This window comes from Arthrobacter sp. AL12 (assembly GCF_029960645.1).
GTDB lineage: Bacteria > Actinomycetota > Actinomycetes > Actinomycetales > Micrococcaceae > Arthrobacter.
The window spans coordinates 234544-260669 of the sequence record NZ_JASBQY010000001.1 but is presented as its reverse complement, the minus strand read 5'-3'; the positions used below and the strand labels follow the sequence as shown (position 1 = coordinate 260669).

Annotated in this window: 25 protein-coding genes; 14 read left to right on the top strand and 11 right to left on the bottom strand. The window is 69.6% G+C overall.

The genetic code is table 11. From position 1 onward, the window contains the following. Positions 1-6 precede the first annotated feature (6 nt). Genes QK291_RS01265 through QK291_RS01255 form a run of 3 tightly spaced genes read right to left on the bottom strand, consistent with a single transcriptional unit; the run spans position 7 to position 1901 of the window. Positions 7-615 carry a DUF3618 domain-containing protein gene (locus QK291_RS01265; protein ID WP_282378322.1) on the bottom strand — a complete coding sequence of 203 codons (609 nt, stop codon included), beginning with the start codon at positions 613-615 and terminating at the stop codon, positions 7-9. 18 nt (positions 616-633) lie between these two features. Continuing rightward, positions 634-1047, bottom strand: a complete 414-nt coding sequence (locus QK291_RS01260) for a phage holin family protein (RefSeq protein ID WP_282378320.1) — start codon at positions 1045-1047, stop codon at positions 634-636. After that, the gene (locus QK291_RS01255) at positions 1044-1901 is read right to left on the bottom strand and encodes a hypothetical protein (protein WP_282378318.1); all 858 of its coding nucleotides are present in this window, start codon (positions 1899-1901) and stop codon (positions 1044-1046) included. Before QK291_RS01255 ends, QK291_RS01260 begins: the two co-directional genes overlap by 4 nt. A gap of 376 nt (positions 1902-2277) precedes the next feature. Between QK291_RS01255 and QK291_RS01250 the strand changes: the two genes are divergently transcribed. After that, complete coding sequence (locus tag QK291_RS01250) at positions 2278-3201, top strand: fused MFS/spermidine synthase (RefSeq protein WP_282378316.1); 924 nt, start codon at positions 2278-2280, stop codon at positions 3199-3201. 28 nt (positions 3202-3229) lie between these two features. Here the strand turns inward: QK291_RS01250 and QK291_RS01245 are convergent, their stop codons facing one another. After that, positions 3230-4147 carry a LysR family transcriptional regulator gene (locus QK291_RS01245; RefSeq protein ID WP_282378314.1) on the bottom strand — a complete coding sequence of 306 codons (918 nt, stop codon included), beginning with the start codon at positions 4145-4147 and terminating at the stop codon, positions 3230-3232. 142 nt (positions 4148-4289) lie between these two features. On the opposite strand from QK291_RS01245, the gene QK291_RS01240 reads away from it, so the two are divergent. Continuing rightward, positions 4290-5039 carry a 3-hydroxybutyrate dehydrogenase gene (locus QK291_RS01240; RefSeq protein WP_282378313.1) on the top strand — a complete coding sequence of 250 codons (750 nt, stop codon included), beginning with the start codon at positions 4290-4292 and terminating at the stop codon, positions 5037-5039. Between the two features lie 124 nt (positions 5040-5163). On the opposite strand, the gene QK291_RS19025 is transcribed toward QK291_RS01240, so the two are convergent. From QK291_RS19025 to QK291_RS01225, 3 genes are all read right to left on the bottom strand, one after another. After that, positions 5164-5439: a helix-turn-helix domain-containing protein gene (locus tag QK291_RS19025; RefSeq protein ID WP_348994544.1), complete on the bottom strand. Its 276-nt coding sequence runs from the start codon at positions 5437-5439 to the stop codon at positions 5164-5166. Between the two features lie 17 nt (positions 5440-5456). Beyond that, positions 5457-5672 carry a hypothetical protein gene (locus tag QK291_RS01230; protein WP_282378312.1) on the bottom strand — a complete coding sequence of 72 codons (216 nt, stop codon included), beginning with the start codon at positions 5670-5672 and terminating at the stop codon, positions 5457-5459. A 250-nt stretch (positions 5673-5922) separates the two neighbouring features. Further along, complete coding sequence (locus QK291_RS01225; protein WP_282378310.1) at positions 5923-6576, bottom strand: LysE family translocator; 654 nt, start codon at positions 6574-6576, stop codon at positions 5923-5925. 194 nt (positions 6577-6770) lie between these two features. On the opposite strand from QK291_RS01225, the gene QK291_RS01220 reads away from it, so the two are divergent. Beyond that, positions 6771-7739, top strand: a complete 969-nt coding sequence (locus QK291_RS01220) for an NAD(P)-dependent alcohol dehydrogenase (protein WP_282378308.1) — start codon at positions 6771-6773, stop codon at positions 7737-7739. Positions 7740-7750: 11 nt separating this feature from the next. Here the strand turns inward: QK291_RS01220 and QK291_RS01215 are convergent, their stop codons facing one another. Next, the gene (locus QK291_RS01215) at positions 7751-8086 is read right to left on the bottom strand and encodes a hypothetical protein (RefSeq protein WP_282378306.1); all 336 of its coding nucleotides are present in this window, start codon (positions 8084-8086) and stop codon (positions 7751-7753) included. A 230-nt stretch (positions 8087-8316) separates the two neighbouring features. Here QK291_RS01215 and QK291_RS01210 point away from each other — a divergent pair, with 230 nt between their 5' ends. The 5 genes from QK291_RS01210 to QK291_RS01190 all read left to right on the top strand — a co-directional run bounded on the left by QK291_RS01210 (position 8317) and on the right by QK291_RS01190 (position 14590). Beyond that, on the top strand, positions 8317-9159 hold the full coding sequence (locus QK291_RS01210) for an IclR family transcriptional regulator (protein WP_282378305.1): 843 nt from the start codon (positions 8317-8319) through the stop codon (positions 9157-9159). Between the two features lie 215 nt (positions 9160-9374). Continuing rightward, positions 9375-11072, top strand: a complete 1698-nt coding sequence (gene hutU, locus QK291_RS01205; RefSeq protein ID WP_282378304.1) for a urocanate hydratase — start codon at positions 9375-9377, stop codon at positions 11070-11072. A gap of 99 nt (positions 11073-11171) precedes the next feature. Then, complete coding sequence (hutH, locus tag QK291_RS01200; RefSeq protein WP_282378301.1) at positions 11172-12764, top strand: histidine ammonia-lyase; 1593 nt, start codon at positions 11172-11174, stop codon at positions 12762-12764. 150 nt (positions 12765-12914) lie between these two features. Beyond that, a complete protein-coding gene (locus QK291_RS01195; RefSeq protein WP_282378299.1) occupies positions 12915-13160 on the top strand; it encodes a hypothetical protein in 246 nt (81 codons plus the stop codon). A 125-nt stretch (positions 13161-13285) separates the two neighbouring features. After that, a complete protein-coding gene (locus QK291_RS01190) occupies positions 13286-14590 on the top strand; it encodes a cation:proton antiporter (protein WP_282378298.1) in 1305 nt (434 codons plus the stop codon). A gap of 55 nt (positions 14591-14645) precedes the next feature. On the opposite strand, the gene hutG is transcribed toward QK291_RS01190, so the two are convergent. Together hutG and QK291_RS01180 are read right to left on the bottom strand one after the other, a co-directional pair. Beyond that, positions 14646-15596 carry a formimidoylglutamase gene (hutG, locus tag QK291_RS01185; protein WP_282378296.1) on the bottom strand — a complete coding sequence of 317 codons (951 nt, stop codon included), beginning with the start codon at positions 15594-15596 and terminating at the stop codon, positions 14646-14648. Positions 15597-15766: 170 nt separating this feature from the next. Beyond that, a complete protein-coding gene (locus QK291_RS01180) occupies positions 15767-17209 on the bottom strand; it encodes an NCS2 family permease (RefSeq protein WP_282378929.1) in 1443 nt (480 codons plus the stop codon). A gap of 119 nt (positions 17210-17328) precedes the next feature. Here QK291_RS01180 and QK291_RS01175 point away from each other — a divergent pair, with 119 nt between their 5' ends. Next, the gene (locus QK291_RS01175) at positions 17329-17922 is read left to right on the top strand and encodes a copper resistance CopC family protein (RefSeq protein WP_282378294.1); all 594 of its coding nucleotides are present in this window, start codon (positions 17329-17331) and stop codon (positions 17920-17922) included. Between the two features lie 128 nt (positions 17923-18050). Here QK291_RS01175 and QK291_RS01170 read toward each other — a convergent pair whose 3' ends face one another. Beyond that, complete coding sequence (locus tag QK291_RS01170; protein ID WP_282378927.1) at positions 18051-18653, bottom strand: FAD-binding protein; 603 nt, start codon at positions 18651-18653, stop codon at positions 18051-18053. 481 nt (positions 18654-19134) lie between these two features. Between QK291_RS01170 and QK291_RS01165 the strand changes: the two genes are divergently transcribed. The 5 genes from QK291_RS01165 to QK291_RS01145 all read left to right on the top strand — a co-directional run bounded on the left by QK291_RS01165 (position 19135) and on the right by QK291_RS01145 (position 26108). Continuing rightward, the gene (locus QK291_RS01165; protein ID WP_282378292.1) at positions 19135-20172 is read left to right on the top strand and encodes a universal stress protein; all 1038 of its coding nucleotides are present in this window, start codon (positions 19135-19137) and stop codon (positions 20170-20172) included. Positions 20173-20314: 142 nt separating this feature from the next. Next, entirely contained in the window at positions 20315-23023 is a 2709-nt protein-coding gene (locus QK291_RS01160; protein ID WP_282378925.1) for a PEP/pyruvate-binding domain-containing protein, read from the top strand. An 83-nt stretch (positions 23024-23106) separates the two neighbouring features. After that, positions 23107-24234 carry a hypothetical protein gene (locus QK291_RS01155; protein WP_282378290.1) on the top strand — a complete coding sequence of 376 codons (1128 nt, stop codon included), beginning with the start codon at positions 23107-23109 and terminating at the stop codon, positions 24232-24234. Between the two features lie 43 nt (positions 24235-24277). Beyond that, complete coding sequence (locus QK291_RS01150) at positions 24278-25267, top strand: ATP-binding cassette domain-containing protein (RefSeq protein WP_282378288.1); 990 nt, start codon at positions 24278-24280, stop codon at positions 25265-25267. Next, on the top strand, positions 25257-26108 hold the full coding sequence (locus QK291_RS01145; protein ID WP_282378286.1) for an ABC transporter permease: 852 nt from the start codon (positions 25257-25259) through the stop codon (positions 26106-26108). Before QK291_RS01150 ends, QK291_RS01145 begins: the two co-directional genes overlap by 11 nt. Positions 26109-26126: the final 18 nt, after the last annotated feature.

The following is a 26126-nucleotide window of genomic DNA, read 5'->3' as shown; positions in this document are numbered from 1 at the left end:
GCGGGATCAGGCCTGCTTGACGTTGTCCTTGGCCTCGGCGGTGCGGTCCTTGACGTCGGCGACGGCGCCCTGGCCTTCGGCTTTGACGTGCTCGGTCGCTTCAGCGGCGGTGGTCTTGACGTTGTCCATCGCGGCCTGGGCGGGTTCCTTGAGCCCCTCGGCCACGTGCTTCGCGGCCTCGGTGAGTTCCGTGGTGAGCGGTTCCGCCGCGGTCTTCAGCGCGTCCGCGGCTTCGCGTTCCTTCTGGCTGGCCGGGATCAGGGAGGAGACCAACAGGCCGGCCCCGAAGGCGATCAGGCCTGCCGCCAGCGGGTTGCCCTGGGTCTTGGTCTTGACCTGCGTGGGGGCGTCCCCGATTGCTGCGCCGGCGTCGCTGAGGTGTGCCCCGCCGCTTCCGGTGGCGGAGTGGACATTGCCGGCGGTGTGGTCGGCTGCTCCCATGACTTTCTCCTTCACTCCAAAGACGGCGTCTTTGACGTTTTCTTTAACTTTGTCCGTCTGGCGCTGGACGATGTGGGACGGGGTGACCTTGTCCGCTACGGCATCGACATTCGTGCCCAGCCGCGCGCGGGTTGCTTCAATATCTGCTCGGATGACATCCGGGTTCTCACTCATCGTGTTTCCTCGCTGTATTTAGGTGGTGGGCTTGAGCGTGGGCGGGATTTCCTGAAGCGTCTCGGCGGTCTGGGGCATGCCCTTGATCGCGTTGAGTTCCTTGCGGCCCCTGGCTGCCAGGATGGCGGTGACGACTCCCCAAATGAGGGCGACGACGACGCCGGACCAGCCCAGCCCCATGACGGTCCCGAGCGCCCACCAGAGCGCCAGGGACAGGAACAGGAGGACGAAGTGCCCGGCGACGCCGGCGCCGGCCAGCATCCCGGCGCCCTTGCCGGCCCGGGTCGCTGACTGCTTGGCCTCGACCTTCGCCAGCTCGACTTCCTGCCGCATCAGGGTGGACATGTCCCGCGTAACCTCGCCCAGCAGATCGCCCAGGGACGTCGTGTCAGCCTTGGCGGCCGCGCCGGTGTGGGGCATTTCGCTGGTCATCGACGGCCGCCGTCAAAGGGATCATCACGGAACGGATCCTGCCGGGCCGGGTCCGTCACGACAGGTTCGGAGGCCCAGCGGTCCTGCCGGCTGCCGTTGCCGAGCGGATCGGCGTCGAGCGGATTCGGCGGGTAGGTCTCCACGAAGCCCGCCGACGTGGTGCCCTCGGCCGGCAGCTGCACGGGCGGCGGCGGAACCGCCATGCCGGTGTCCGGGACCCTGGTGACGGGGGTCGTGGCCGTGGCGGGGGCCGCTTCCGGCGCTCCGGCGCTCAGGCTGCGGCTGAGCCGCCCGGCCAGGACGCCGGCGCCGGCCGCGAGCAGCAGGAACGTGCCGGGGCGCTGGCGGGCGAAGGACTTCACCTCGGTCAGCAGCGAGCCCGGGTCCCGGCCATCGAGCCAGCCGGCGACGGCGGAAGACCGCTCGGCCGCCTGGCGCACGAGGTCGGTGGCGACACCGGGCTGCTCGGAGGCCGAGGCCATGGTCTGCAGTTCGGTGGAAATGGAGCGCAGGCCCTCGGCGACCTTCTGCTGCTGCACGCCGGCCTGGTCGGTGAGGTCGGACTTGGCCTGGTACATAAGATCCCGCGCGTTCGTCTTCACTTCGGCCGCGACATTGACGGCTTCGGTTTTGGCCGTCTCGGCCACGGTCTGGGCGGAATCCGCGGCCTGGCGCTTCACCTCGGCTGCCTCGTCGCGGGCGGCGTCCGTCTTGGAGGCACCGTTCTCGGTGGAGGTGCCGTGGGCGCTGCCGTCCGGCGTCGGCGGAAAAGTGGTTGCCGGCCGCATGGGAGTCTGCTGGGTGGCCGTGGGAGTGCGGTAGTTACCGTCCTGGGGCCATTGGTTCTCTGTCATCTTCGCTCTCTTTTCAAGGTCAGCTGCTGATCACAACCAGCAATAACTGGAGAGATAATAGTAAGCATGATTACTAAAGAATAGTAAGTACCCTTTGCTTAATTCTTCCGTTGATCTCTTAGCGGGGGGACGTTCAGGCGCCTTTCCCCGCGGTCTTCATCGGTAGGCAGATCTGGGCGGATGTGCGACGCCGGGCCGCCCTAACCTGCCCGCGCGGAGCAACGACGCCGACGCAGGCGCAGACGAACGAGGCCGCCGCGAACCGCGCCGACGCGGGCGCCGCTCGAGCCGGCCCGGCCCCGGGCTTCCGCTGCGGGTGAAGCCTGCCCCTGCCGGTGAACTAGGCTTGAAACATGAGCAAAACGGTGCACGGCTGATGGCCAATCGGGGCAGGGCTGCTGGCCGGGGCAACACCGAAAAGACCGCCGGGGTGGTGGAGTTCCCGAAGGGCAGCCGCCCCGAGGGACCCTTGGAGGGCATCTATTACATCGATACCGGCGACTGCGAACTGATCGCCGACCAGGACAACTCCAACGGCTGGCTGCTGCGGATCAACGGGGTGATGAGTTCGCACATCGACCTGGCTGATCCGTTGTTCCTCGACTTCGAATACATGCGCTGGATCTCGGCCCTGGTGGAATCGCGCTGGCCGCGGGACTCCCGGGCGAAGCTGCGCGCCCTTCACCTGGGTGGCGGGGCATGCTCCCTGGCGCGCTACTTCCACGCCGCCTACCCGGAGGCACGCCAGGTGGTGGTGGAACTCGACGGCAAGCTGGCCGAATATGTCCGGGGCTGGTTCGACCTGCCGAAGGCGCCGCTGATGCGCCTGCGGGTGGGGGAGGCCCGCGAGGTCACCGAAAGCCTCACGCCGCAGACCCGGGACCTGATTATCCGCGATGTGTTTGCCGGCTCGCTGACGCCGCGGCCGCTCACCACGCGGGAGTTCAACGAGCACGCCAAGCGAGTCCTGGCCCCCGGCGGGATCTATCTGGTGAACTCCGGAGACGCGCCGGACCTGAGAAACGCGCGCGAGGACGCCGCGACCATAGCGGACACCTTCAAGCACACCGTGATCATCGCGGACCCCGCCATGCTCAAGGGCAGGCGCTACGGGAACATGATCATGGCAGGCAGCGACCTGCCGTTCGACGGCGACCCGGGACTGGCCCGCCGGCTGCTCGGCGGCGCCGTGCCCGCCCACATCTGGAACGACGCCAAGGTCCGGGCCTTCGCCGCCGGTGCCCCGGTCCGCCGCGACCCGGAAACGGTGGTGGAGCCGGCGCCGCCGGCTGCTCCGTAACGGCCCTTTAGCGCCCCGAAAACGGCGGCTACGGAGCAGTCGCTGCGTACCCTCCGCGCCCCAAGAGCGCCTTGCGGTGGGCCTTCGTCTGTTCACGCAGCGCCTGCACCACCGCGGCGACGGCCGGTCGGCGCATGGAATCTGGCCGCAGCACCATCCAGTACGGCAGCAGCTCGGCGAACTGCTCCGGCAGCAGCCGGACCAGGTCCGGATGCAGGTCCGCCGCGAAGCAGGGCAGGAAGCCGATCCCGGCGCCGGCGCGGGTAGCCTCCACATGGACGAAGACGTTGGTGGAGCTCAGGCCGTCCCGCATGGTGGGCACGAGGCGCCGCGGGGCATCCAGATCGTCCACCTGAAGCATGGAATCCACGAAGTAGACCAGCGAATGGGTGGTGAGTTCCTCGATCGTCGTGGGGGTGCCGTACTCGGCCAGGTAATCGCGGGAGGCGTACATGCCGAGCATGTACTCGCCGAGCCGGGCGGCCTCCGCCCGGTGCACCTGCGGTTCGCCCACCACGACCTCGATGTCCAGCCCGGAACGCTGCTGGAGCGCCCGCCGCGTCACCGTGATGATCTCGACGCTGAGACCGGGGTGGTCGCGGCGCAGCCTGGCCACCGCGGGGGCCGCGATGTAGGCGCTGAAGCCGTCCGTCGCGGTCATCCGGACGACGCCGGTGATCGGGTCCGGTACCCGGCCGGGCTGTTCGAGGGTCCGGATCGCCGCTTCCACCCGTTCGGCCACCAGTACGGCTTCGGCGCCCAGTTCCGTAAGCTCCCAGCCGCCGGAGGCACGGGAAAGCACCCGGCCGCCCAGGGCCTTCTCCAGCGAGGCGATCCGGCGCGACACGGTGGTGTGGTTCAGCCCCAGGGACTGCGCCGCCGTCGTGAACTTCGCGGAGCGCGAGACGGCCAGAAGAACAAGCAGATCATCCGGGTTCGCATTCATATCTGCAATTCTGCACACTAGCGGTGCTGGTTTGACCATTGAATCGCACACTTTCTGCGGCAATACTCAGTACGGCTGCTCGGCGCTGTGCATCGCACCTCCTCTGGGCTGTTGACGACCGCAACCTTGAGGAGTGCAGGACATGGAGAGCAGCTTGAACGGGCGAAAGGCCCTGGTGACCGGCGGAGCCGGCGGAATCGGCGCTGCGAGCGTCCGCGCCCTGGCGGCGCGCGGTGCCAAGGTGGTGATCGCGGATATGGACGAGGCTGCGGCCACGGCCCTCGCCGACGAGGTCGGCGGCACCTCCTGGGTGGTCAACCTGCTCGACGTCGAGGCGCTGCAGTCCGTCAGCCTGGACTGCGACATCCTCGTCAACAACGCCGGCATCCAGCGCATCAGCCCGATCGAGGACTTCGACCCGGCGGACTTCCGCCGCCTCATCACTCTCATGCTGGAAGCGCCGTTCCTGCTCATCCGGGCCGCGCTGCCGCACATGTACGCCAACAACTTCGGCCGGATCATCAACCTGTCCTCCGTGCACGGGCTCCGCGCCTCGCCGTTCAAGAGTGCCTATGTCTCGGCGAAGCACGGCTTGGAAGGCCTGAGCAAGGTCACTGCGCTGGAGGGCGGCGCGCACGGCGTCACCTCCAACTGCATCAACCCCGGCTATGTCCGGACGCCGCTGGTCGAGTCGCAGATCGCCGACCAGGCCAAGGTGCACGGGATCCCGGAGTCCGAGGTGCTCACGAAGATCATGCTGACCGAGGCCGCCGTGAAGCGTCTCGTCGAGCCGGAGGAAGTCGCCTCCCTCGTGGCCTGGCTGGCCTCGGACGACGCCGGCATGGTCACCGGCGCGAGCTACACGATGGACGGCGGCTGGTCCGCCCGGTAGCGGGCTGGCGGTCAGCACACACAGCAACGCGGGGTCAGATCGCGCCCATTCCGGGCCCCGGGATGGGCGGTAGGTGACCCCGAGTTGTTCCTGGTGGCTGGTCCGCCTGGTGGCGGGCCGGCGATCAGTCAGTCTTCTTGTCGTCCTTCTTATTGTCACCTTGGGCTGGCTCTTCGTCTTTCTTGTCGTCACCCGGGGCTGGGGCCGGGGTCGCGGGCTCGGTGGCGCGGCGGATGTAGTCGTTGACGGCCTCCTCGGGAACCCGGAACGACCGGCCCACGCGCACGGCCGCGATGGCGTGTGACTTCACCAGCCGGTAGACCGTCATTTTGGACACCCGCATGGCCGCAGCGACCTCCGCGATTGTCAGGAAGTGGGAGGAAAAATTCGCTGAGCTCATATCTTCTGGACCGTCCACTAGTCGGGGTACCGGAGTTGCCGGTAGTCGTAGAAGGTGACGTCCCCCGCAGCACTGCCGGCTGTCCGGAGACCCACATAGGGGGCATCGATCACGGCCACAGTGCCGAGGTGCCGGCCGTTGAACGGATCGTCGCCAATCAGCACCTGTCCCATCCGGAACGGAATGCGCGTTGCCCTGGCGCGGCTCACGGTTCCCCACAGGAAATTAGCCACCCGGCTTCGGTGGTGTTGTGCTCGTTGGTCTTGTGCCTGCGGAGATGCTGGGGACTCCATCGGAACCACTCCTTCGAAAGCGCGCCACTCGGACTATCGGCGGCATCCGGCCCAGCTTTGGGGAGGGCCCCCGGCCCGCGTCCCCGGCCGGTTCGTCCCGCCGTGAAGCTACTGTAGCCCTCAGTCCCATTCGTCACACGAGTAACTTCTCGCTCTATCAGACCGCGTACCACTTGGGACGCAGCGCCGACTACTTGCCGGGCTGCGGTTCCACCGCGTTCCCGGCCAGGGCAAGGGTTCCGCCCAGTCCGATCATCATCGCCCCGCCGGTGGTGCCCAGCGCGGCGATCCGCCGTGGCGAACTGGCGAACCAGCGGCGGGCCGTACCGGCGACCAGCGCCCAGCCGCTGTCCGAAACCAGGGCGATCGCGAGGAACAGCGCCCCCAGCGTCGCCAGCTGCAGGGGGATGGCACCGGCCGAGTAGTCCACAAACTGGGGCAGCACGGCAACGAAGAAGACAACCGACTTGGGGTTGGTGACACCGACGATGAATCCCTCCCGGAGGATCCGCAGAGTCGACGCCGGACGTGAGGGCTCCGCCGCCGTCGGGCCTCTGCCGCGGTGCCGGATGGCCTGGATGCCGAGGTAGATGAGGTACGCCGCGCCGGCGAACTTGACCACGCTGAAAAGCAGCACGGACTGGGCCAGCACCACACCCACACCCAGGGCCACCGCGGCGATCTGCAGCAGTTCCCCGACGGCGTTGCCCAGCACGCTCAGGAGCCCGCCCCGGCGGCCCAGCGCCAGTGTCCGTCCGATCACGAACAGCACGCTGGGTCCAGGCACGGCGATCAACAGGAGGGCGGCGAGGGCAAAGGCCAGCAGGTTGGTGGCGGGGACCATGACTGATTTTAGCCCCGCGGCCCCCGCCCGTGGCGGGCCGTGCCCTACCGGAGGGGCTGCCGGCCGTGGTAGAACCGATCCGGGTCGCGAATACCTTCGTTTCCTGCACTTGAGCAGGGCCGTCACGCGCCCGCGCGCTCAGGGTGCCGCCGGGCGCTGCGTTCCAGCACCCCCGACCGTGAAGAAGAGGCGCCATGAAAGCCATCGTCCAGGACGTGTACGGCTCTGCGGATGTGCTGGTGCTGCGCGACGTTGAGACCCCGGCGCCGGGCGGCGACGATGTGCTGATCCGGGTCCGCGCCGCCGGCGTCGAACAGGGCGTCTGGCACCTCATGACCGGACTGCCGTTCCTGACCCGGGCCTTCTTTGGTTTCAAGGCGCCAAAGAACCCGATCCGGGGCAGGGAAGTCGCGGGCCGGGTCGAAGCGGTGGGGCAGAATGTCGTCGGATTCCGTCCGGGGGATGAGGTCTTCGGGACCGCAGAGGGAACCTTCGCTGAATTCGTCTGCGCCAAGGAGGGCAAGATTGCCCTGAAGCCGGTGAATGCCAGCTTCGAGCGGGCAGCGATCGTGCCCGTTTCGGCCACCACGGCGCTGCAGGGCCTGCGCGACAGCGGGCAACTCCGGCCGGGGCAGGACGTCCTGATCATTGGCGCCGGCGGCGGGGTGGGCTCCTTTGCCGTCCAGCTCGCCAAGGTGCTCGGAGCGCAGGTCACCGGCGTATGCAGCACTGCGAAGCTGGACCTCGTCCGCTCGATCGGCGCCGACCACGTCATTGACTACCAGCACGACGACTTCGCGGACGGCGCGCGGCAGTTCGACCTCATCCTCGACACGGCCGGCAACCGCCCGCTGTCAGTCCTCCGCCGGGCGCTGAAACCCCGGGGAACCCTCGTGATTGTCGGCGGCGAAGGCGGCGGCCGCTGGACCGGAGGATTTGAACGCTCCCTCCGGGCAGCCCTGATCTCGCCCTTCGTCGGGCAGAAACTGACGGGCGTGATGGCAACCGAGCGCCAGGAGGACCTCCGCTACCTCGCCCAACTCATCGACGCCGGCGCCGTCACCCCCGTCATCGACAAGAGCTATCCGCTCGCCGACGCAGCGGGAGCAATCCGGCACATGCGCGACGGCCACGCCCGCGGCAAGGTGGTCATCACGGTCTGAGGAGGCCCCGCTCAGGGCTGCTGCAAGGTGAGCACGATGATCGCCGCGTTGATCCCGAGCCCGATCAGCCACCAGCGGTTGAAGGTCAGGAGGAGGAGTGCAGCCGAGACCGCGGCGCCCGCAACCGTGACCGGACTCCACCAGGGCGCGCCGCCGATCAGCCCCAGGCCGCCCAGTGCGAGGACGACGGCGGCCGCGATGGCCAGTGCGGAGGCCAGCTGCCGGACGTTGCCGGCAAACGGCGAATGCCCGACGTCGAACGGTGCCTTCCCGTCCGGCTTCGGCAGCCAGATGGCCAGATGGACCAGGCCGTGCGCGATCAGGAACAGACCCGCAATCCAGCGCATGGCGGACCTCCTGTTTCCCGGCTGAAGCATCCATGGAAGCACCGCCGCCGGGGTGCGGCAAGGGGCGCAGGCCCCTCCCGCCGTGGCCCGGTTCGTCAGCGCCGCGGCTGGACATCCCCATTTTTGTCCGGGATTCCAGACTCCGAGGTCGCGGGGGACTGTCCGGGGGCCGGGTCCGGGGCGCATGCTTAAGTACGGGATACCGGACACCGCACGATTGAAGAGGATCCATGCCAGCCACCAACACCACGCCGCCTGCCGACGAGGCGGCACCCCGCGCCGCCTCGGCCAAGGTGACTTCCAAAGTTCCGGCGGCGGAAAACACCCTGCGCATTCTCAAACTGCTGGCCTCCAAGCGGGGGCCGATGGCGGCGTCGAACATTGCCACCGCGCTGGGGCTGCCGCGCTCCAGCGTCTACCACCTGTTGGGTGTCATGGAGGCCAACGGCTTTGTGCTGCACCTGCACGAGGAGCAGCGCTACGGGCTGGGGATAAGTGCCTTTGAGCTCAGTTCGGCGTATTCGCGGCAGGAGCCGCTCTCCCGCCTGGGCCGGCCGCTGCTCGCCTCGCTGGTGGACGTGATCGGTGAAAGCGCCCACCTCGCCGTCCTGCACGGCCGGGATGTGCTCTACATCGTCGAGGAGCGGGCCAAGAACCGCCCCTCGCTGGTGACCGACGTCGGGGTGCGGCTGCCGAGCCACCTGACCGCGAGCGGGCGCGCCATCCTCGCCGCGCTGCCCAAGTCGCAGGTCCGGGCGCTGTACCCCAACGCGGCCGCCTTCACCGCCCGGCACGAGACGGATTCGCCGATCATGAAGTACTCGGCGCTCTCCTCGCATCTGGACCAGGTCCGGCAGCGCGGCTACGCCACCGAACACGGGGAGGTCACGCCCGGCTTCGGCTCGATCGCGGCCGCCGTCACGGACCATGTGGGCTGGCCGACCGCCGCCGTCGCCGTGACTTTCCTCGAGGACAAACTCCCGCCCGAGGAGTGGCCTGCCCTGGCCGCCCGGGTGCGGAAAGCCGCGGACGATCTCTCCCTCCGGATCCACGGCCGCCCGCAGCCCGGCTGACCGGCCCGCCCCTGCCGATGCGCTATCACTTTTGGCTCCCATGCGGGCATTTTGGGGCCCAAAAGTGATAGCGCAACACGAAGAGGGGGAGGCGGCGGGCGGGTCTGGAATCCCGGACAGCACCCCCTCGTGGGCCCTGTTTCCGCGGCCGCGGACAGGCTTTAGTTGTTACAGGACCTCATTTCCTGAACCACCAAGACACAAAGGAGCCCCTCATGGCACCCGCCGATTTCACCACCGGTGCCCGCCCGGTCAGAGCCGCCCGCGGCACCGAGCTCACCGCCAAGAGCTGGCAGACCGAAGCCCCGCTGCGCATGCTCATGAACAACCTGGACCCCGAGGTCGCCGAACGCCCCGATGACCTGGTGGTCTACGGCGGCACCGGCCGGGCCGTCCGGTCCTGGGCCGCGTTCGACGCGATCACCCGCACCCTGGAAACCATGGAAAAGGACGAGACCCTGCTGGTCCAGTCCGGCAAGCCGGTCGGGGTCTTCCGCACCCACGAATGGGCGCCGCGGGTGCTGCTGGCCAACTCCAACCTCGTCGGCGACTGGGCGAACTGGCCCGAATTCCGCCGGCTCGAGGCCGAGGGGCTGATGATGTACGGCCAGATGACCGCCGGATCCTGGATCTACATCGGCACCCAGGGCATCCTGCAGGGCACCTTTGAAACCTTCGCCGCGATCGCCCGCAAACTCACCGGAGACGAAAACGGCACCCTCGCCGGGACCCTGACCCTCACCGGCGGCTGCGGCGGGATGGGCGGCGCGCAGCCGCTCGCCGTCACCCTGAACGAGGGCGCCTGCCTGATCGTCGACGTCGACGAAAGCCACCTGCGCCGCCGCCTCGGCAAGCGCTACCTCGACGAGGTGGAGACCGACCTCGACGCCGCGATCGCCAAGGTGCTGGCGGCCAAGGAAGAGCGCCGCGGCTGGTCCGTCGGCTACGTCGGCAACGCCGCGGAGGTCTTCCCGGAGATCCTGCGCCGCCACCATGCCGGGGAGCTCACCGTGGACATCGTCACGGACCAGACTTCCGCGCACGACCCGCTGAGCTACCTGCCCGAGGGCATCACGGTCGGGGAATGGCACCGCGAGGCCGCGGCCGACCCGGAGGGCTTCACCAAAAGGGCCCAGGCCTCCATGGCCAAGCACGTCCAGGCCATGGTCGAATTCCAGGACGCCGGCGCCGAGGTGTTCGATTACGGCAATTCAATCCGCGACGAGGCCCGCAAGGGCGGCTACAACCGGGCCTTCGAGTTCCCCGGCTTCGTCCCGGCCTACATCCGGCCGCTGTTCTGCGAGGGCATGGGCCCGTTCCGCTGGGTCGCGCTCTCCGGTGACCCGGAGGACATAGCGGTCACGGACAGGGCCATCAAGGAACTCTTCCCGGAGAACAAGCACCTGCACCGCTGGATCGACGCCGCCGCCGAGCGCGTCGAGTTCGAGGGCCTCCCGGCCCGCATCTGCTGGCTCGGCTACGGCGACCGCGCCAAGGCGGGACTGCTGTTCAACCAGCTGGTCAAGGAGGGCAAGGTCAAGGCGCCCATCGTGATCGGCCGCGACCACCTCGACTCCGGCTCCGTCGCATCCCCGTACCGCGAAACCGAAGCCATGGCTGACGGCTCGGATGCCGTGGCCGACTGGCCGCTGCTCAACGCACTGCTCAACACCGCCTCCGGCGCCACCTGGGTCTCCATCCACCACGGCGGCGGCGTCGGCATCGGCCGCTCCATCCACGCCGGCCAGGTTTCGGTCGCGGACGGCACCGACCTCGCCGCGCAGAAGCTCGAGCGCCTGCTCACCAACGACCCCGGCATGGGCGTCATTCGCCACGTCGACGCCGGTTACGACCGCGCCGTCGAAGTCGCCGCCGAACGCGGCGTCCGCATCCCCATGTCAGAATCCCGCTAACCCAGTCCCCAACCCACATCGACTGCTCCGCAACTGCCGTTATGAGCTCCCAAAAGGGCCGTTGCGGAGCAATCGATGAGAAATAAGTAGGAACATCCCATGACTGTCACCACCCACGAACCGCTCACCGTCACCCTCGGCTCCAGCGGCGTCACCGCCGAGGACGTCGTCGCCGTCGCCCGCCACGACGCGAAGGTGACGATCGCCCAGGACGCCCTCGACGCCGTCGCCAAGGTCCGCGCCCACATCGACGGCCTGGCCCACAGCGAGGTCCCCGCCTACGGCATCTCCACCGGCTTCGGGGCGCTGGCCAACCGGCACATTCCCGCAGAGCTGCGCACCCAGCTGCAGAAGTCGCTGATCCGCAGCCACGCCGCCGGCATGGGCCCGGCCGTGGAACGCGAGGTGGTCCGCGGCATCATGTTCCTGCGCGCCAAGACCCTCGCGTCCGGCCGTACCGGCGTCCGCCCCGTGGTCCTGCGGACCATGGTGGACGTCCTGAACGCCGGCATCACCCCGGTGGTCCGCGAATTCGGCTCGCTCGGTTGCTCCGGCGATCTCGCCCCGCTGTCCCACTGCGCCCTCGTCCTGATGGGCGAAGGCGAAGCCACCGGCCCGGACGGCGAACTGTACGGCAGCAGGGACGGCCGCCCGGTCGCCGAGCTCCTCGCCGCGCACGGGATCGAGCCGGTCACCCTGGCCGAAAAGGAAGGCCTGGCGCTCGTCAACGGCACGGAGGGCATGCTGGGGATGCTGCTGATGGCCATCGCGGACATCCGCCAGCTGCTCACGACGGCGGACATCACCGCCGCGCTCAGCGTCGAGGCGCTGCTCGGCACCGATCAGGTGTTCCTCCCCGAATTGCACGCGGCCCTGCGCCCGCACCCGGGCCAGGCCGCCTCCGCGGACAACATGCTCCGGGTCCTCTCCGGCTCCCCGATCGTGGCCTCGCACCGGATCAACGACACCAAGGTCCAGGATGCCTACTCGCTGCGCTGTGCCCCCCAGGTGGCCGGGGCCGTCCGCGACACCGTGGACCACGCCGCCATGGTCGCCTCCCGCGAACTGGCCGCCGCGATCGACAACCCGGTGGTCCTGCCCGATGGCCGGGTCAGCTCCAACGGCAACTTCCACGGTGCCCCGGTCGGGTACGTGCTGGACTTCCTGGCGATCGCCGTCGCGGACCTGAGCTCCATCGCCGAGCGCCGGACCGACCGCATGCTGGACCCGGCCCGCTCGCACGGGCTGCCGGCGTTCCTGGCGGCGGACCCCGGCGTCGATTCCGGCCTGATGATCGCCCAGTACACCCAGGCCGGGCTGGTCTCGGACAACAAGCGGCTGGCCGTCCCGGCGTCGGTGGACTCCATCCCGAGCTCCGCGATGCAGGAGGACCATGTGTCGATGGGCTGGCACGCGGCCCGCAAGCTCCGCCGTGCCGTGGAGAACCTGCGCCGCGTCCTGGCGATCGAACTCGTGACCTCGGCGCGGGCCCTCGACATCCGCACCCAGCTCTCGGACGGGGAGCTCACCCCGGGTCCTGCGGGCACCGCCGTGATCGCCGCGCTGCGCGAGGTCGTCGACGGTCCGGGGACCGACCGGTTCCTGTCCCCGGAGCTGGAGGCGGCGGACCTGCTCGTCGCCTCCGGCAAGATCCGGGCCGCCGCCGAATCCGCCGTCGGGAATCTGGCCTGAGGGAAAACAAAATTCAGTCTGGGCGAACATTTTCCGGGGCTCCCGAAATAGTGGGCAATACGCCCGGCGGGGCCCCGGGAACTGTAGTACAAATGGAAGGTCACACCAACGAAGTTGTGACCAGGAACATATACAAAGGGGTAAAAGTTCATGAAAGCACGCGGGACGGTTATGTCCAGGCGCCTGGCCTCGGTCAGTGCGGTTTCCGACTGGCGGAGCCTCAATGCGGGGGACCGGGTCGAAATCCTCAAGCACGCCCAGGTTCTGGCGGCCGGTGAGGTCGAAGAAGTCTCACTGAGCGGCAACGTTCTCTGGCTGGTCCCGGGCGTACCGCCGGCCCCCGCCGAGACCCAGCTTTTCTTGAAATCCGACGGCGTGGAGGTGCGGCGCAGCTAGCCGAAGCCGGTTTTCGCGCCGCTCGCGCGTAACTTGGTCGCGTATCTTGGTGAGGGGGCGCCGTTCCGTAGGGACGGCGCCTCACCCATCCCCGGGCATCCGGGTCCCGTCAGGAGGAATACGCAGTGTTTGAGGCTCCCAGTATCATTTTCGCGGCCGCAGGCCTGGCCGTCTTCGCCGCCGCCCTGCTGCCCAAGCTGCTGCGCAGGGCGCCGCTGTCCATGCCGATGGTCTTCCTGGCCGCCGGTCTCCTGGCCTTCACGTTCATCCCCTCGCTGCCGGACCCGGACCCCCTGCAATACGGGGAGTTCACCACCCACCTGACCGAAATCTGCGTCATCATCTCGCTGATGGGCGCCGGCCTCGCACTCGACCGCCCGGTGGGCCGGCGCGAATGGTCCACGACCTGGCGGATGCTGGGCGTGGCTATGCCGATCTGCATCGTTGCCCTCACCCTGCTGGGCCTGGGGGTGCTGGGGCTGGGGCTAGGAGCCGCGCTGCTGGTCGCGGCCGCGCTCGCGCCGACTGACCCCGTGCTGGCCTCGGAAGTCCAGGTGGGCGAGCCCGCCGACGACGAGGACGAAACCGAGCGCGGCGAGGACGAGATCCGCTTCGGCCTCACGTCCGAGGCAGGCCTGAATGACGGACTGGCTTTCCCGTTTGTCTATCTGGCCATCGCCATCAGCCTGGTGGGCCCCTCGCCGTCGGAGTGGTTCGTGTCCTGGTTCGCCACCGACGTCGTCTGGCGGATCGGCATGGGCGTGCTCCTTGGCTGGCTGGCCGGGAAGGCGTTGAGCCTGCTGTTCTTCTCCGCCCGGGACAGCCTCCGGCTGTCCGGCCACTCCGAAGGCTTCGTGGCGCTGGCGGCGACGTTACTGGCCTACGGGGTCACGGAAATGCTGGAAGGCTACGGGTTCATCGCCGTCTTTGTGTGCGCGGTGACCATCCGGGCCGCGGAACGCACGCACGGGTTCCACCGCGTGATGCACTCCTACGTGGAGCAGCTCGAACGGCTCATGACGGTGGTCATCCTGGTGCTTCTGGGCGGCGCTATCGCACGGGGCCTGCTGGCCGGCATCGGCTGGGCGGAGATCCTGGTGGCCCTGGCGTTCCTGCTGGTCGTCCGTCCGCTGGCTGGCTGGATCGGCTTGGCCCGGGGCAAGACCGGCCCGCGGGAGAGGATCGCCATCGCCTTCTTCGGCATCCGCGGCATCGGCTCCCTCTATTACCTCGCCTACGCGCTGAGCAAGGGCGACTTCGACGCCCAGGCCGAGCAGCTGTGGGCCTTCATCGGCCTGGTGGTGGCGATGTCCATCGTGCTGCACGGGGCGACCACGGCACCGGTGATGAACCGGCTGGACCGGCTTCGCGAACGCAAGGCCGTGCGGCAGTACGGCGACGAGGGCAAGGCGCCGAAAACGGCGATCTGACGGGGGGCTGCCGGCGGTCTGCCGGTGCCGCGCGCTGTGACCGCCGGCCGCCCGGCTACCCCAGCAGCGTGTTGATCAGCCGCGCGGCCACCCTCGCGGTGCGGGCGTCGACGTCGAACTCCGGGTTCAGCTCGGCGACATCGAGGTGCAGCAGTTTTCCGCTCGCGGCCACCTGCCGGCACACCGCGCTGATCACCGGCAGCGGCACGCCGTACGCGGCCGGTGCGCTCACGCCCGGCGCCACCGAGGCCGGCAGCACGTCCAGGTCAATGGTCAGATACAGGGCGTCGACCTGCGCCAGGAACGCGGCCACAAACACGCGCGCGGCCGCGGCGGAGCAGTCCTCGTCCAGCAGGTAGTCCACTCCCAGCTCCTCGGCGGTCCGGAACAGCGCCCGGGTGTTGTTCGGCTCGGAGATCCCGACGACGGCGTACCTCAGTTCGCGGCCCGCGGCGGCTTCCGCGCGGGCCATCTGCAGGAACGGTGTCCCGGAACTGGGCACGGCCTCGTCGCGGAGGTCGAAGTGCGCGTCCAGGTTCAGCACCCCCACACGCAGGCCCTCGCGGACCGCCGCCGAGCCTGCCACGCCCAGGTAGCTCGCGTAGGCGGTCTCGTGCCCGCCGCCCAGCACCACGGGAAGCTGCCCGGCGTCGAGCAGGCCGGTGATGGCGAGCCCGGCACGCGCCTGACCCGCCTCCAGGGCGTCCCCGGCCACGGTGACGTCGCCGGCGTCGTGCACCTCCCGTGTGAGGTGGAAGGCGAGCGGACCGAGGGCGGCACGGATCGCGGCGGGGGCCGCGGCGGCACCGGTGCGGCCCTTGTTCCGGCGCACCCCGGCGTCGCTGCCGAAGCCGAGAATCACGGCGGGGCGTGCGGCGGTCTGGACGCGGCGCTGGGCATAGGGCGTGACGGCCTGCCACCAGCGGCGGTGCTCGGGGCCGTCGCCGTCGAACCGTCCGGTCCAGGGCTGCGGCGGGACATCAACGGCGGGCACGGGGGAAACCATGCCCCTAGCTCACCGCAGCCCGGGCCGGAAAACCAGCCGCGCCGCCGTCGGAGTGTCCGTAATCCCGGAATTCACGCTTAAACACCGCCGAGGTGACACTTCGCGCCCATGCTTGTCCAAAACATGGGCGCGAAGTGTCACCTCGGCGGCGGCGGGGGGAGCGGAGGTGCCTAGTGCATTCCCAATGCGGCCTCGATGGGGCCGATCGCGAAGAACAGCAGGAACGCCGCGGCCACAGCCCACATCAGCGGGTGCACCTCGCGTGCGCGGCCCTGGAAGGTGCGGATCAGGACGAAGGTGATGAAGCCGGCACCCAGGCCGTTGGCGATCGAGTAGGTGAACGGCATCAGCGTGAAGGTCAGGAACGCCGGGATGGCGATGCCCAGGTCCTGCCAGTCGATCTTGCCGACCTGGGAGACCATCATGAAGCCGACGACGACCAGCGCCGGGGCCACCGCCTCGAACGGCACCAGGTTGATCAGCGGGGTGAAGAACATGGCCACGAGGAACAGCAGGCCGGTGACGACCGAGGCCAGGCCGGTCCGGGCGCCTTCGCCGATGCCGGCGCCGGATTCGACGTAGATCTGGTTCGAGGAGACTGAGGCGCCGCCGCCGATGATCGCGCCGAGCGCGTCCACCTGCAGCACGCGGTCCACATTGGGGATGTTGCCGTCCTTGTCGATGCTGCCGGCCTCCGTGGCCAGGCCCACCATGGTGCCCATGGCGTCGAAGAAGATGCTGAGCAGGATCACGAACGCCAGCAGGGTCGCGGCGACAAAGCCGAGGTGCTCAAAGGCGCCGAACGGGTTTGCCTGCCCGATCAGCGACAGGTCCGGGGCCGCCCATTCGGAGAACGCCGGCGCCACGAGGGACCAGCCCTGCGGGTTGTAGGTCGTGCCGTCGAAGCTGGGGCCGATGTGCAGCGTGAATTCCAGGATCACGGACAGGACCGTCGAGGCGACGATGCCGATCAGGATCGCGCCCTTGACCTTGCGGACCACGAGGGCGATGGTGAGGATCAGGCCGAAGATGAAGACCAGGGTGGGCCAGCCCGTCAGCTTACCGTCGAAGCCCAGGCCGACCGGCACTGTGGTGCCGGCAACATCGGGGATGCGGCGCACGAAGCCCGCGTTGACCAGGCCGATCAGGGCGATGAACAGGCCGATGCCCACCACGATCGCAGTCTTCAGCCCTTCCGGGACCGCCTTGAAGACCGCGGTCCGGAAGCCGGTGAGAACCAGGATCAGCATGGTGATGCCCGAGAGCATAACGAGGCCCATCATGTCCGGCCAGGTCAGGCCGGGGTTGGTGGCCACCGTGACGGCGACGAAGGCGTTGACGCCCAGGCCCGTTGCCAGCGCGAAGGGGTGCTTGGCCCACGCGCCCATCAGGATGGTCAGGATGCCGGCCACGAAGGCGGTGACGGCGGCCACGGCGGGGAAGCCGAGGGTGGCGCCGGAGGAATCGGGACCGGAAAGGATCAGCGGGTTCAGCACCACGATGTAGCTCATGGCGAAGAACGTGGCGAACCCTCCCCGGATTTCCCGCGAGACGTTCGACCCCCGCTCGGAGATCTTGAAGTACCGGTCGAGTGCAGAGCCCTGCTTGAGCATTAGTTCTTGCATTAGTCCTCCGGGAGTGATGTGTGGTGTCTATCCTATTTGGCGCCCGACGGCCAAGCCCGCGTTTTCGCCTAGTCTGTAAGGAAGCCAACACTAGGAGCAGCTTTTCCATGCGCCTCATCCGCCAGCTTTTGAGTGCCCTCCTGGGCTCCCTGATCCTTGCCGCCGCCTTGCTGGGCGCGGTTACACCGGCCTCGGCCCACGATGCCGCCGAATCCACCAGCCCGGCCTCCGGCGCGACGGTGGCGGCGCCCCCGGAACAGGTCTCGGTCACCCTCAACAAGAATCCGCTGGCGCTGGGGTCGCAGATCCTGGTGAACGATGCCGCCGGCACGAACTGGTCCGACGGCGCCGTCGAGATCGTGGACAACGTCGCCTCGCAGAAGCTCAAGGCGGGCGCCCCGGCCGGGGCCTACACAGTGTTGTGGCGCGTCGTCAGTTCGGATTCCCACCCGATCGAAGGCAGCTTCACATTCACGGCCACAGCCGGAGCGGCGGGCTCGACGGCGGCAGCCGCGGTTCCCTCGATGGGAACCGCCCAGCCGGGCATCACGCCGGCCCCGGCGCAGCCGGTCAGTTCCGCGGAGCCGTTCCCCTGGAGCATCGTGATCTTTGTCGGAACGGCCGTCGGCATCCTGGTGGTCCTGGCCCTGATGGCCAAGAGCCGGCTCAAATCGGACTCCGGCAGCGGCACCGAAAGCTGACCCCGCGTTGCTTCCGGTCACCGCGCAAATCCGGCAGCGCAGGACTCCGGGGGGCGGCGGGACGTGCGCTGCGGGACGAGGCCCTGCCGGACGATGCGCTGCGGCTAGGCCGGCGCGGCGAGGGCTAGCTAGCCCGGGAGGGCGGCGGGAAAACCGCCGGGGTGGACCTTGGCGGAGATCGCCTGGCCCACGACCTTCGCCTGGCGCAGCACTTCCTTCGGCGACGGTGTGATGAGTCCGCCCACGCCCACAAGGTACATCCCGAGGGCGTGCATGGCCGCCATCAGGTTCTGCCCCGCGGTCATGCCGAGCTCGGAGAGCATCCGGCGCAGCTGGCTGTGGGCACAGCGCGTCAGGACGAGGTGGTCCGCCAGGAGGACCCCGCCGGGGGTTCGGACAGCCCATTGCTGGGTGGGTCCGCTGACGCCGGCGTCGACGTGGTCCAGTTGCAGGGCCCGGATGTTGTTCCGGACGTCCAGCTTGTGGCTGGCGGCGTAGTTGCGCAGGTGCCGGAGGATCTCGTTGCGCTCCCGGAGGCTGCCGGCGTCGGCCGCGTCGCAGCGCTGCAGGGAAGAGGTGTTGGCCGGCTGCCCGGCGCCCAGCAGATCGAGCCCGTCCACAATGATGGAGTCCACGCCGCGTCGCTGCAGCTCGCTGGCGACCGCCAGCCCGGACAGGCCGGTGCCGATCACGACGGCTGAGGTCCGTTCGGTAGCACCGGACATAGGCATGGTCGACACTGCTGGGTCCCTCCTCGAATGGTGCCAGTCGCGGGGCCGATGCCCCGGACGCTTTCCGATTCCTGCCCCGAACTCGGCTCTCACCGCATCTACAGCGGGATCCGCGTTCTGAAACACGAGTCTCGGTTCAGCACGCCTCGAAGACTACCTAACATTTCCGGCCTTGGATAGAGCAGCCGCCACATCGGCCCTTCCGGGAATTCCCGGGCTGTTCCGGCGGCGCTGCGGGCTTTTTCCGGCGTCCTCCGGGGCTCCCGGAAGCCGTGTAAACAGTCCGTAAAACCTGCGTGACGACCGCCGGTCCGGAGGCCCTCGAGGGCGCTTGCTAGTTCCCCGAAAACCGAGAATAGTTGTAAAAACCAGGGGTTCTGGCCCGCGGTTTCTTCGGGCGCGTCGCCGGTGGACGCTGCACGCGCACACGTCTGGCAGAATGGCCGCAACATCAGGCAAGAATCGCGAGGAGGCGGACCCCATGGGCCGAGAACAGGTGCATCCGGATTCGGCAGGGGATACCCCCGGCGGGTCCGCGGCTCCCCGGGGGATCGTGGTCGGCGTCGACGGTTCAGACCACAGCAAGTGCGCCCTGGTATGGGCCGCCCGCGAAGCCGAGCGCCGCAATCGTCCGCTGCACATCGTGACCGCCTATTCGGTTCCGATCTTCGCGGCGTCAGGGCTCGACGGCGGCTACGCCACCGTTGATGATTCGGTGATCCGCGAAGGCGCGGAGGCCATCCTGAAGCAGGCCGTGAACAAGGTGGCCGGATACCTGATCGACGTCGACGCCTCCGTCGAGAACGGTGATGCCTCCGGCGTCCTGCTGGAAATGTCCGAAACCGCCGAACTGCTGGTCTTCGGCACCCGGGGACGGGGCGGTTTCGTCGGCCGGCTGCTGGGCTCCGTCAGCAGCGCCCTCCCCGCACACGCCAAATGCCCCACGGTCACCGTGCCCCTGATCTGCGCCGACCGCCTGGGCGAGACCACCGACGACAAGCATGTCCTCGCGGAGCGGGCGAAGTCAGGTCGCGTCCCGGTTGAAAACGTCGTGGTGGTGGGGGTCGACGGCTCCGAACAGGCCCGCGTGGCGGTATTGGAGGCAGCGGCGCAGGCCGAGCGGCTCTCGGCACCGCTGCGCGTGGTGTGCGCGGTCCCGCAGTACAGCGGTTCGCTCGCCTGGGTTCCCGCGCCGATGGACCGGGACGCACTTTTCGCCGACATCAGGGCGCAGCTTGAGGCCGGCACCGCCTGGATCAGGAGCCATTTTCCCCGCCTCACGGTGGAAACGCAGCTCGTGGACGGCTCGCCCGTGGACATTCTCGTCGAGGCCAGCCGGCATGTGGAACTGGTGGTCGTCGGCACCCGCGGCCGCGGCGGCTTCGCCGGGATGCTGCTCGGATCCACCTCGGACGGCATTCTGCACCACGCGAAGGGCCCCGTAATGGTGGTCCCGGACCGGGATGATCCCCGGCTGGCGGACCGCGTGAACTTCGGTCCCATCCTCGGCGATTCATAGCCCCGACCGGCCCGGACCCGGGACGGATCCGGACCCCGGCCGGAACGGAAGGCGTCCTGGCTGAAGGGAGGGCAGGCAGGTGGAGCAGCTCCCCAGCCAGGGTGCGGCGCGGCAGGAACCGTCGCAGGATTCGTCGCAGCTGGTGCTCGCACTGGAACTGGCCGGCCCGGAGCTGCTGCCCGACGTCGGCGGCAAGGCGGCCAACCTCGGGGAACTGCTGCGGGCCGGCCTGCCGGTTCCGGCCGGTTTCTGCCTGACCACGCAGGCCTACCGGCGTGCCACGGCGCCCGCCGGGCTCGAGGTCATCCACGCCGGCCTGGCCGCGACCGCACCGGAAGACCTTCCGGGGCTCGCCCGGCTGGCCGCCGCCGCCCGCGCCCTGGTCCTGGCCGCTGACATCCCCGCTGACATAGCCGGGGCCGTCCGGGCCGCCTACACGGCACTGGGACCGGACGCCCCGGTGGCGGTACGCTCGTCCGCGACCGCCGAGGACCTGTCGTTCGCCAGTTTCGCCGGCCAGCAGGACACCTTCCTGAACGTCGTGGGCGCCGACGCGGTCCTGGCCGCCGTCCGGCAGTGCTGGGCGTCGCTTTGGACGGACCGCGCCGTGAGCTACCGCGCCACCCACGGGATCAGCCCCGCGACGGTGTCGCTCGCCGTCGTGGTCCAGCGGATGGTGGACGCGGCCGTGGCCGGTGTCCTGTTCACCGCGAATCCGTTGACCGGTCGCCGGCATGAGGCGGTCATCGATGCCAGCCCCGGGCTGGGCGAGGCCGTGGTGTCCGGGGCCGTCAACCCGGACCATTTCGTCATCGACAGTGCCACGCGGCGAATCCTCGAGCGCCGGACCGGGAGCAAACAGGTGGCCATCAGGCCACTGCCGGGTGGCGGAACCGAACGGATCGAGCAGCGCGGTTCCGGGTCCCGGCCCTGCGTGGACGATGCCCAGCTCCTGGTGCTGGAGCGCCTTGGCCGGCGCGCGGAGGTGCACTTCGGCGCGCCGCAGGACCTCGAGTGGGCCATTGACGGCGGCGGCGGAGCGTGGCTGACGCAGTCGCGGCCCATCACCACCCTCTACCCGCTGCCGGAACCGCGTCGAGCCCGGGACGGGACACGCGTCTACCTGTGCTTCAGCCTGGCCCAGGGACTGACCCGCCCGCTGACCCCGATGGGGCTGGCAGGCTTGCGGCTGATTGCCTCGTCCGTGGCACGGGCTGCGGGGTTCGACGTTCCCGTGCCGCACGACGGGCCGACACCGTACGTCCAGGCCGGCCAGCGCCTCTTCTTCGACCTGACCCCCGTGGTGCGCAGCGCCGTGGGACGGGCCATCGTGCCGCGGGTGTTCGACGTTATGGAGGCCCGCTCCGCCGCCGTGCTGCGGCGGCTGTTTGCGGACCCCCGCTTTTCGGTCACCAGCAGGTCCCCCTGGCGGGTGCTGCGGCACGTCGGCCCGGTGGCGGCGCGCGCCAGGGTCCCGGAGTCGTTGCTGCGTGCCCTGTTCCGGCCCGAGGCCGCGCTGCGCCGGGCGGAACGGTTCGGCGAACGGTTCCGCGAAGCCCTCGTCGTGCCGGCCGGGTCCACCCCGGTGCAGCGGCTGGACCACGTGGAACGCATCCTCGGGCAGGAGCTCTTTCCGGTGGTACCGAACATCCTGCCGCTGCCCGCCTTGGGCTTTGCCCTCCTGGCGGCCGCCGGCCGGCTGCTGGGACCCGCCGCCGGCCCCGGGGCACTGCAGCCGGTGCTGCGGGGACTGCCCAACAACGTGACCACCGAAATGGACCTGGCACTCTGGCAGCTCGCCGCGGCCATCCGGGCCGACGCCCCCGCCACCGCCGTGTTCGAGGGCGCGGTGTTCGGTGAAACAGGGGTGCCGGAGCTGGTCCGGCGCTACCGGGCCCGTGAGCTGCCCGCCGTCGTGCAGTCCGGACTCGCCGGCTTCCTGGGCCGCTACGGGCACCGTGCCGTGGCGGAAATAGACCTTGGGATGCCGCGCTGGTCCGACGACCCGGCCCATATCCTCGGCGTCCTGGCCAACTATCTGCGGCTGGATGATCCCGGCCGGGCCCCGGACCGGCTGTTCAGCAAAGCGGCGCGCGACGCCGAAACCCAGGTGGAGCGGCTTGCCGCCGCCGCGGGAGAACGGGGCAGGCTGCGGGCAGCGCTGGTGCGGGCTGCGCTGAAACGCACCAGGATGTTTGCCGGGTTGCGGGAACTGCCGAAATACCACATCGTCGAGGCGCTGGCCGCGGTGCGCGGGCAGCTCCAGTCCGTCGGGGCCGAACTCGGGGCCGCCGGCCGCATCACGGCAGCGGACGACGTCTTCTTCCTGGACCTGGCCGAGGCCCGCGAAGGCCTCGCAGGAAGGGACCTGCACCACGTGGCGGCGCAGCGCCGCGAAGCGTACGCCCGGGAACTGGGCCGCCGGCACATCCCGCGGGTACTGCTCTCGGACGGGACGGAACCGGAGGCGCTGCAGGCCGGCGCCGCCGGGGCGGAGGCTGGATCCGCGGGCCTGCTGACGGGCACTCCGGCGTCGGCGGGGACGGTCACCGCCCCGGCCCGCGTCATCCTGGAGCCGCAGGGTGCGCACCTGGAGCCGGGCGAGATCCTCGTGGCGCCGTCCACGGACCCGGGCTGGACGCCGCTGTTCCTGACCGCCGGCGGACTGGTGATGGAAATGGGAGGCCCCAACTCGCACGGCGCCGTCGTCGCCCGGGAATACGGAATCCCGGCAGTGGTCGGGGTTCCGGACGCCACCTCGCTGATCGCCACCGGGCACAGCATCACGGTCGACGGCGCCGCCGGCACCGTTAGGCAGGGCCGCCCGAACCAATCCGCCGGGAAGGGGTGAAACAGGCCGCTCCGGGCGTAGTGTTGAACCATGAACTGCAAGGTTGGAGCGCGGTCACGATGACGCGCACATGGCTGCGTTGGATGCCCGCCGCAGTGGTCCCTGCCGTGATCGCGGCCGGCGTCCTGTCCGGATCCCTTCCCGCGAGCGCCGGAGACCCGCTGCCGGAGAAAACCCCGCGGCAGGTGCTGCTGATGGTCGCCCAGCACGGCGAGAAATCCCTGTCCGGGACGCTCGAACAGACCTCCCAGATGGGCCTGCCGGAACTTCCGAAGGCCGGTGCCGGGTCCCCGGAGACCGCCTGGCTGGAACTGCTGACCGGACCGCACACCGCCCGGGTCTACCTGGACGGGCCGGAGAAGGCCCGGGTGCAGATCATGGACCGGATGGCGGAACGGAACGCGGTCCGCAACGGTGACGAGCTCTGGTTCTACAACTCCAAGGACAACACGGCCGCCCACGCCCAGCTGCCCGCCGATGCTGACGGCCGCCACGAAGCCCGCCCGGGAACCGCGACGACCCCCGAGGAGCTGGCCGACAAGCTGCTCGCCAAGCTGGACGCGAGCACCGAGGTGACCGTCGGAACGGACGTCCAGGTCGCCGGACGGTCCGCCTACAATCTCCTGCTGACCCCGACGTCGGATGCCACCCTGGTGGATTCCGTCGCCATCGCGGTCGACGGCGAAACCGGGCTTCCGCTCGGCGTGGAAGTGAAGGCACGGGGACAGGCCGAGCCGGCCTTCAGCGTCGCCTACACCAGCCTCACCCTGGAGGCCCCGGATGCCGCCATCTTCAACTTCACCCCGCCGCCGGGGGCCACCGTGGAGGAAATCCCGGTGCCGGACCACAAGGCCGCCGCCGCGCTGCCGCCGTCGGACGCTGCCGCGGCGAAGGCTGGCAAGCGGCCGACCGTCACCGGCACGGGGTGGGCCTCGGTGCTCGAATTCCCGGCCGGGGCCGTGGCGCTGCCGGGCAAGGCGCAGGGCGGAGCCCCGGACCCTGCGACCGCCAACCCGCTGCGGCCGGGAACCTCGGACCCTGAGGGAACCCGGACCGTCGCGGCCGCCCTGCTGGAGCAGGCCGCGGTCGCCGTCCCTGGCGGGCGGCTCGTGTCGACGTCGCTGGTGAATGTGCTGATCCTCAACGACGGGCGGGTCCTCGCCGGTTCCGTGCCGCTGGAGCGGCTGCAGGCTGCGGCCACGCCGCGGTGAACCGCCCTGTGCACCACTTGGTGAACGGCCTGGTGTCCGCCGCGTGACCGCCGCCGTGCCGGCGACGGAACTGAGCATCGAGACAACCGGTCTCAGCAAGCGCTTCGGCCACCAGTTGGCCGTCGACGGCGTCGATCTGGCCGTACCCAAGGGCTCGGTCTTCGGTTTCCTGGGTCCCAATGGTTCGGGGAAGACCACCACGATCCGGCTTATGCTCGGTCTCGCCGTGCCCACCGGTGGCTCCGTCCGGCTCCTCGGCGAGGACATGCCGCGGCAACTGCACGGGGTGCTGCCCCGCGTCGGTGCCCTGGTCGAGGGACCGGCGTTCTATCCGTTCCTCTCCGGCGCGGCCAACCTGCACCGGTTCGACGCCGCTGACCCGCATGTGCCCGCGGCCACGCGGAAGGCCCGGGTCCGGTCGGCGCTGGAGCGGGTGGGGCTGACGCATGCCGCGGACAAAAAGGTCCGGGCCTATTCGCTGGGCATGAAGCAGCGGCTCGGCATCGCCAACGCCCTGCTCGCCCCCCGGGACCTCCTGATCCTGGACGAACCCACGAACGGGCTGGATCCGCAGGGCACCCGCGAGGTCCGCAGCCTGGTCCGCTCGCTCGCGGCCGACGGCGCCACCGTGTTTGTCTCCAGCCACCTGCTGGCCGAAGTGGAACAGATCTGCACCCACGCAGCCATCATGAGCGCGGGCCGGCTGGTGGCGCAGGGAACCCTGGAGGAACTGCGCCAGGGCGGGCAGGCGCGGATCCGGGTTGTGACGCCCGACGCCGGGACCGCGGCCGAGGTGCTCTCCCGGCTGGGCCTGAGTGCGGCCACAAGTCCCGGCGGTGCAGCCCCCGGCGGCGGCGGGGTGCTCTACGCGCCGCTTCCGGGGGCGGCCGGCAACGGAGAGGCGGCACCGGAGGCGGTGGTGGCCGCCCTGGTGGCGGCAGGCGTCCGGGTCCGGGGCTTCGCCATCGAGCAGGTCAGCCTGGAAGACCGCTTTGTGGCGCTGACGGGGGAGGGCTTCGACGTTGTCCAGTAGAGAATCTGCGTCCACGCCGCGGGGGCAGTGGGGCCGCGGTCTGCTCGCCTCCGAGCTAGGGGTGCTTTTCCGCCGCCGCCGGACCTGGGCCATGCTGTGCGCCTTGGCGGCCATTCCGATCCTGATCGCCGTGGCGGTGCGGCTGTCCTCTTCCGTGCCGCCGGGCCGGGGACCGGCGTTCCTGGACCGCATTACGCAGAACGGCCTGTTTGTTGGCGTGACCGCCATGCTGGTTTCCGTCCCGCTGTTCCTGCCGCTGACCGTGGGGGTGGTGGCAGGCGATACCGTGGCCGGCGAGGCCGGGCTGGGGACGCTGCGGTACCTGCTGGTGGCGCCGGCGGGCCGGGTACGGCTGCTGCTCGTGAAATACGCCGGGGCCGTGGCCTTCGCCGTCGCGGCGCCGCTCGTGGTGGCGTTGGTCGGGGCCGGCATCGGTGCGGCGCTCTTTCCCGTGGGGCCGGTCACGCTGCTCTCCGGGGATTCGATCGGGGCAGCGGAGGCACTGCAGCGGCTGTTGCTGATTGCCGCGTACCTTGCCGTGTCGCTGATGGGGCTGTCTGCGATCGGGCTCTTTATGTCCACCCTCACGGACGTCCCCGTGGGTGCGATGGCGTCCACGGTGGTGCTCTCGGTGGTCTCGCAGGTCCTCGACGCGCTGCCGCAGCTGGAATGGCTGCACCCGTGGCTGTTCAGCCACTACTGGCTGGACTTCGCGGACCTGCTCCGCCAGCCCATCGCCTGGGAGTCGTTCCTCACCAATGCACTGCTGCAGGGCGGCTACGTGGCCGTCTTCGGGGCGCTCGCCTACGGCCGGTTCGTCACCAAGGACGTGCTCTCCTGACAGCGGCCTGCGGCCAGT